The organism is Allobosea sp. ASV33 (genome assembly GCF_016428755.1).
Classification (GTDB): Bacteria; Pseudomonadota; Alphaproteobacteria; order Rhizobiales; family Beijerinckiaceae; genus Allobosea.
Genome location: NZ_JAELTI010000172.1, coordinates 1 through 4,431 on the forward strand (window position 1 = coordinate 1; position 4,431 = coordinate 4,431).

Annotated in this window: 6 protein-coding genes; 4 read left to right on the plus strand and 2 right to left on the minus strand. The window is 67.4% G+C overall.

The window, feature by feature from the left end; translation table 11 throughout:
* From JHD80_RS28875 to JHD80_RS26690, 3 genes are all read left to right on the plus strand, one after another.
* A partial coding sequence (locus JHD80_RS28875; RefSeq protein WP_349237357.1) for a 16S rRNA (uracil(1498)-N(3))-methyltransferase occupies positions 1-113 on the plus strand: 113 nt, incomplete at its 5' end.
* 169 nt (positions 114-282) lie between these two features.
* A complete protein-coding gene (locus tag JHD80_RS26685) occupies positions 283-1,662 on the plus strand; it encodes a glutamate--cysteine ligase (RefSeq protein ID WP_199093527.1) in 1,380 nt (459 codons plus the stop codon).
* 88 nt (positions 1,663-1,750) lie between these two features.
* Positions 1,751-1,927, plus strand: a complete 177-nt coding sequence (locus JHD80_RS26690) for a Flp family type IVb pilin (RefSeq protein ID WP_199093529.1) — start codon at positions 1,751-1,753, stop codon at positions 1,925-1,927.
* Positions 1,928-1,940: 13 nt separating this feature from the next.
* Here the strand turns inward: JHD80_RS26690 and JHD80_RS26695 are convergent, their stop codons facing one another.
* Positions 1,941-2,822 (minus strand): LysR substrate-binding domain-containing protein, encoded by an 882-nt coding sequence (locus tag JHD80_RS26695; RefSeq protein ID WP_047580398.1) that lies wholly within the window; start codon positions 2,820-2,822, stop codon positions 1,941-1,943.
* 178 nt (positions 2,823-3,000) lie between these two features.
* Here JHD80_RS26695 and JHD80_RS26700 point away from each other — a divergent pair, with 178 nt between their 5' ends.
* On the plus strand, positions 3,001-3,363 hold the full coding sequence (locus tag JHD80_RS26700) for a DUF1127 domain-containing protein (RefSeq protein ID WP_199093531.1): 363 nt from the start codon (positions 3,001-3,003) through the stop codon (positions 3,361-3,363).
* Between the two features lie 86 nt (positions 3,364-3,449).
* Here the strand turns inward: JHD80_RS26700 and JHD80_RS26705 are convergent, their stop codons facing one another.
* Positions 3,450-4,334: a DUF937 domain-containing protein gene (locus tag JHD80_RS26705; protein WP_199093533.1), complete on the minus strand. Its 885-nt coding sequence runs from the start codon at positions 4,332-4,334 to the stop codon at positions 3,450-3,452.
* Positions 4,335-4,431 lie beyond the last annotated feature (97 nt).

Genomic DNA, 4,431 nt, shown 5'->3' on the forward strand with positions numbered 1-4,431 from the left:
GGCCCAACACCCTGCCGATCTCGCTCGGCCCGCGCATCCTGCGGGCGGATACCGCGGCGGTCGCAGCTCTGGCTCTGGTCCAGGCGGTTCTCGGAGACTGGCCGAGAGCCTGAGCGGAGGGCGGGCAGGCGTGCCGCCAGCGCCGGTCGCCTTTGCGCGAATGCACGATCCCGGTCGTTGTCGAGCGCCCGGCGCTCGCCTATGTCTGTGCATCCTCTGCCGGCTTCCGCTGCGCCATCCGCGCGGCGGGCCGGCTGTCTTGTCTCATCTGCCGGAGCGCCCATGGCTCGCGACGTGTCCGATTCGACCCCGATCGGTTCCAAGGCCGAACTGATTGCGTGGATCGCCGCCGGCGAGAAACCGGCCTCGTCCTTCCGTATCGGGACCGAGCACGAGAAATTCCCGTTCTACCGGAGCGATCTCGCTCCCGTTCCCTACGAGGGCCGCGGCGGTGCCGGCGGCATCCGCGCCCTGCTCGAAGGCATGCAGCAGCGGCTCGGCTGGGAGCCGATCGTCGATGCCGGCCATATCATCGGGCTGGCCGGGCCGGATGGCGGCGGGGCGATCTCGCTGGAGCCGGGCGGGCAGTTCGAATTGTCGGGTGCGCCGCTGGAGACGCTGCACGAGACGGAAGCCGAGCTGCAAGCCCATCTCGCCGACGTCAAGGCGGTGGCCGCCCCGCACGATATCGGCTTCGTCGCCCTGGGAGCCTCGCCGCTCTGGACCCGCGCCGAGACGCCGGTGATGCCGAAGGGCCGCTACAAGATCATGGCTAATTACATGCCGAAAGTCGGCACCATGGGCCTCGACATGATGTTCCGGACCTGCACCGTGCAGGTCAATCTCGACTTCGCCAGCGAGGCGGACATGGTCCGCAAGCTCCGGGTCTCGCTGGCGCTGCAGCCGCTCTCCACGGCCCTGTTCGCCTCCTCGCCTTTCCTGGAGCGCAAGCTCAACGGCTTCCAGTCGATGCGGTCCGAGATCTGGCGCGATACCGACAAGGCGCGCTCCGGCATGTTGGCCTTCGCCTTCGACGAGGGCATGTCCTATGAGGGTTATGTCGACTGGGCGCTCGACGTGCCCATGTATTTCGTCAAGCGCGGCGATACCTATCACGACGTCGCCGGTGCCTCCTTCCGCGACCTGCTGGCTGGCCGCCTGCCGCAATTGCCGGGCGAGCGGGCGACGATGTCCGACTGGGCCAACCACCTCTCGACGCTGTTCCCGGAAGTCAGGCTCAAGCGCTTCCTGGAGATGCGCGGCTGCGATGCCGGCCCGGCCGACATGCTGGCCGCGATGCCGGCCTTCTGGGTCGGGCTGCTCTACGACGCGACTTCGCTCGATGCGGCCTGGCAGCTCGTCAAGGATTGGAGTGCGGCGGAGCGTCAGGCGCTGCGCGATGCGGTTCCGCGCGAGGGTCTCGCGGCTACCATTGGCGGGCGCAAGCTCGGCGAGATTGCCGGCGAGGTGCTGGAACTGTCGCGCGCCGGTCTTGCTCGTCGGGGGCACCGCGATGCCGCCGGCAGGGATGAGGGCGTTTACCTCGATCCCCTGTCCGAGATCGTGCAGCGCGAGCAGACGCTCGCCCAGAAACTCGTCGCGCGCTATCGTGGCGAATGGGGCGGAGCCGTCGAGCCGGTTCTTACCGAATTGGCGTTGTAGCTCTGCCGACTCAAAAAAAGCGAAATCCGCCGCATTGCAGCGGGGAGATTAACGATTTCGCGGTAGTTCGCAGTGATAACCTTGCGGCATGGATCAGTTCCGCGCCAGCTCTGCTGCTTTTCTTCGCGACGAACGCGGCGCGACGGCGATCGAGTATGGCTTTATCGCCTGCCTGGTCTCTTTGACGATCGTCGCAGGCGCGACGCAGATGGGCCAGTCGGTCGCCGGCTTCTTCCAGTCCGTGGCGGCCGGTTTCGGGCACTGATTTCGGCCGGCGCCTACTCCGCCGCCGTCTTGAAGCTCGCCAGGTTGTCGAGGCTCTGGATGATGTGCTCGGCCAGCGCGTTCGACAGAACGGAGGGGTCGAAGCGGGTCCGCAGCAGGCCGATCTTGCAGGACGGCAAGGTTGCAAAGCCTTCGGACGGGCCGAGGATGCGCATGCCGGGCCTGACCGCGCTCTCCGGCAGCACCGAAATCGCGAGCCCGGCCAGCACCGCAGCGCCGACCGCGGTCGAGTTCCAGCTCGCATAAAGCACGCGGAAGCGCCGCCCCTTCGATTCCAGCGCATCGACCGCGGCCTGCCGCCAGTTGCAGGTTGGCCGCCCCAGCGCCAGCGGCAGCGGGTCTTCCTCATGCACGCTGTGGCGTGCCGAGGTGACCCAGAGCAGCGGCTCGATGCGGATGATCTCGCCCTGGCCGCGGCTTTCGACATGGGTGATGATCGCGAGGTCGATATCGCCGGTCGCGATCCGCTCGGCCAGCATCGGCGTCGGCTCGCAGACGACCGTTACTTCCGCGCGCGGATTCGAATGGGCGAAGCGCGCCAGGATCTCCGGCAGGTAGCGGTCGGCATAGTCGTCGGGCACGCCGAGACGGATGCGGCCCTTGAGATCCGCATCGGCGAAGGAGGCGACGCATTCGAGATTGAGCCGCACGATCCGGCGGGCATAGTCGAGCAGGCGCTCGCCATCCTCGGTCAGCTTGGCATGGCGCCCGTCGCGCCCGAACAGGGGGCGCCCGACCCGCTCCTCCAGCCGCTTCATCTGCATGGAAACGGCCGATTGCGTCTTGAAGACGATCTCGGCGGCGCGGGTGAAGGAGCCGGTATCGGCGATCGCGACGAAGGTCTTGAGCTGATCGGCATCGAGCACATGGGCCATGGGCGATCCCCGTCACTGTTCATCAATATCAGTGTTGCGAGACATCATAACCATTCGTTTGGCTGATGGCCAGAGCCTCGCTAAGGTCCGGATGCTCTCCAAAGCCTTCCGTCAATGGCGCGTCCGGGCGGGATGGAGGAGCCAAGATCCACGTTCCGCACTGCCAAAGGAGGCCGTCATGCTGCTCATGACCATTGCCGCGAAGTCGCTCTCGTCCGTTTCGGCCGGCGTCACGCGTGTTGCCGCCATCGGAGCTGCCGGAACGATCCAACTCGTGCGTGCGCTGATCCATCGTCGTGAGGTGATGCGCCTGGGCGCCGAGCTCGACGAGCGCGGCCTCAAGGATATCGGCCTCGTGCGCTCCGATATCGACGGCGCGCTGGCGGCCTCCTGGCTGGACGACCCGTCCGCCGTTCTGGCCGAACGCTCGCGCTCCTCGTCGAATCTCGCCGCCGCGCGTCGCGATCATGCCCTGCGCCATGCCGGCGCGGTGCCGATGCTGGCCGCGAAGGCCGATATCACGGTTGCACGCTGCGCCTGACCCCTTGGCGACAGCGTACCTGCGGGCGGGAGCTTCGTGCTTCCGCCCTTTTTCATGTCTTCAGCAGATGAAGAGCTGAAGCCGCCTCAGCGGCGATCCTGCCCACCGCCGAGCATGGCGTCGAGAATCGACTTCAGCGCGTTCTGGTGATCGTCCTGGATCTGGCGGCCATGCTCGAACATCTGGTTGAGCGCGTCGAGGCCGATTGAGCCTGGCCCATTGGCGGCGGAAGAGGGAGCTGCCTCCTCCGGCTCGGGTTCCGGCGCGGGCGCACGCCGCGGTGCGCTGCGGGGAGCCGGCGCCGGCTGGGGTGCAGGCTGCGGAGCCATGCCGCCGAACATGCCACCGAGAATCTGGCCGAGCCCGCCGAACGGGTCGGAGGGAGCGGCCTGCGGAGAAGGCTGCGGCTGGCCGCCCTGGCCGAACATGCCCTTGAGGATGGCCTCGAACGGATTGGCCGGCATCTGCGGCTGCGGCGGCGTGGGCTGCATCCCCGGCATCTGGCCGCGCATCATTTCGGCGAACTGGCCGAGAATGCCGCCCAGTCCCTCGTTGCTCGAGGTCTTGGACAGGCCGCCCATCAGCATCGCGGCGATGACCGGCAGCATCTGCTTGAGGATGGCCTGCGAGACACCGCTGGTCGCGGCCGCCTGCGCGGCGATCGCCTGGCTGACCTCGCGCGAGCCGAAGAGCTGGCTGAGCACGTCGTTGCCGGCGTTCTGGGCGCCGGCCGGAATGCCGTAGCCGCCAGCCTCGAAGAACCTTGCATAGGGCGAGGCGGTCATCATCTGCGCCAGCGAGCCGAAGGCGTAAGGGTCGCGCGTCTGGCGCTGCAGCCCCATCGAGAAGGCGGGCAGCAGGGCGTCGAGCGCGGCCTGCATCTGCTGCATGGTCAGGCCGTATTGCTGGGCGAGATTCGGCAGCGCCTGGCCGCTCTGGGCCGATTGCATGATATCGAACAGGTTCATCATCGACGCTTCTCCCCGGCCGGCCGTTTGGCTCGATGCCTAGGATGACGATAGCAGGGTGTCCTTGCCTGGCAAATCGATCGTGGCGCTGGGCTGCGCC